The sequence below is a fragment of the Bacteroides sp. 1_1_30 genome (assembly GCF_020982715.1).
GTDB classification, from domain to species: Bacteria; Bacteroidota; Bacteroidia; order Bacteroidales; family Bacteroidaceae; genus Bacteroides; species Bacteroides xylanisolvens.
The window spans coordinates 1-2,067 of the sequence record NZ_JAJKHN010000188.1; the positions used below are offsets into that span (position 1 = coordinate 1).

General features: G+C 54.6%; 2 protein-coding genes and 1 pseudogene. All 3 read right to left on the reverse strand.

Going from position 1 to position 2,067, the window contains the following annotated elements:
* Positions 1-1,415 (reverse strand): annotated as a pseudogene (locus LPH68_RS26020) (phage tail tape measure protein); the annotation flags it as partial.
* A 94-nt stretch (positions 1,416-1,509) separates the two neighbouring features.
* Positions 1,510-1,698, reverse strand: coding sequence for a hypothetical protein (locus LPH68_RS26025; protein WP_226776871.1), 189 nt, complete (start codon positions 1,696-1,698; stop codon positions 1,510-1,512).
* Positions 1,699-1,706: 8 nt separating this feature from the next.
* A partial coding sequence (locus tag LPH68_RS26030) for a hypothetical protein (RefSeq protein ID WP_230297254.1) occupies positions 1,707-2,067 on the reverse strand: 361 nt, incomplete at its 5' end.

The window sequence follows — 2,067 nt, forward strand, 5'->3', positions numbered from 1 at the left end:
CCGATGAGCGCCAGGTTCGTGACCGGCCGGATGGATTTGTGGATTGTCTCGATATCCATGCCGGCCATGGAAAGGAACTTGACGGCGCCGGCGATTTCCACAGCAGTATATTTCGTATCGATTCCTATCTTGCGGACATGGCGGGCCATGTCATCGAAGCGGGTCTCAAAAGAACCCAGATCCATGTCGGCCACGCGCAGGATGGATCTGGCCGACTTCATGATATTGGCATATTCGACAGCGTCAGACAGTTCCGAACGTACCAGGCTGTAGCCCATGTAGGCGTTCAGCATGGAAGCGAAAGGCAGATTCCTCAGCGAGGGTGCCTTCGAGTATTGGATACGGTTGATGGCCGCACGTCGCTTGCTACGGTAAAGTGTCCCGGCAGCGGTATGTTCCCGCTGCATCAGCCGTACGGCCTGTATCGCATTACGCTGTTCCTGTTTTCTTGCCGCCTGCTCCGCCTTGCGCTGTTCCGTTTCGGCTTTCCGGCGTGCCTGTTCTGTCTGCCGGCGTAACTTCTCCGCTTCGCGGGCGGCATCCTTACGTTCCCGTTCCCTGATACGGGCTTCGTCGGCACGCCGTTTCTCCTCTGCGGCGGCCCGGGCCGATTCCGTCTTGCGACGCTGGTCCGCAGCAAAAACCTCCTCGGCATGTGCAAGTTTCTGGCGATGCAGCTGCTGCCGGACATAAAGACGCCCCATCAGTTTCTTCTGTTCCTTTTCCGGCATGACGAATGTTCCCGGGGCATAAGGCACGGGAATGGAAGGGAACAAGCTCCTCACGGACATTCCACCCTGCATGCCCAGGCTCAGGCGGGATTCCCCCTTGATACGTTCCAGCAGGGAAAGCACACGTTGCAGCCGGTTTTCCGCTGTATCGGTCCTGATTTGCAGCTCCCTGCCGCGTTCCACGGAAACCAGGGCGGAATTGATTTTGCCGATGGCCTTGGTTATGCGCTTCTGGGCATCGACCATCGTACCTACTGAAGAGGCCGCATTTTTCTCAATTTCGGCCTTGCGAATCTCCGCTGCTTTCTTCTCGTAGAGATTTTTAGCGGCGGTCTTGATTTTTTTGCTGCCGAGTACCTGTCCCGCATTAATGGTCAGGCTGATTCCTTTGGAAAGGGCCGCAATGTCCGTAAGCAGGTTCTTGACACGTTCCAGCTTCTCCTCACTGCTCCTCGTGTCAATAGTCAGCCGATAGTCAAAACTACGCTTCTTCCCATTCTTGGTACGGAAGACACGGTCAACTTCGTCCATCATTGTCTTGATGTTGTTTACCGCAGGGGACAGCGAGGCTTTCGCCTGCACCAGCTTGCCCACAGCCTCACCGAAGGCTATGACCTGTCTGGTGCCTTGCGAGGCGTCGACGTTGATGGTATAATTGACCTGATAGTTTTGTTCCTGAACCATGATTGAAGGGAATGTCGCATTAAAAGAGCAGTGTCACCGGAAAGGGCGGGGGTAAAACGAAGCCGCCGTACCCCCGGAGGACTACAGCGGCCGTTCAGGGTATCCTCTCCGGCATGGAAACCGGCAACGGCATGCGGCTGGCAAGCATCTGCTCGTGCAGCCACAGCGCCTCTTCGGAGAACATGGCGAACTCCTCGTCAGAGATCGTGTCAAGGTTGACGCCGGGGAAGTAGTGGCGGATATAGACAGTCCGCTGGCGGATACGCTGATCGTCCGTCACCACCCACCGGCCTATAAGTTTACCAGAAGACTCTGCCGCGTGGTGATAAGTTCGGAAAGTTGTCCCATAAGTCCGAAAAGGAAAAGTGACTCGTCATCCACAAGTTCCTTGTCACCATCCACAAAACAGTCCCGGGCAAGTGTGCGCATCGCCATGACCTCGTCTTTTTTGGATGCGGCCATGAATTTGCTGAATTGTGGAAAGTTCGGTTCGGACATATAAACTACGTAGGTCTCTTTCTCGCCGTTGGTCGTGTCTCCGAAGACCACCATCGGATAAATTTTACGGAGCTTCCTCTCTTCTTTCAATTTGAGAGCTTTTTCCTTGATTTTAGTTTCCTGTTCCAGTGAAAGCATTTTTTCGTCCATGTCG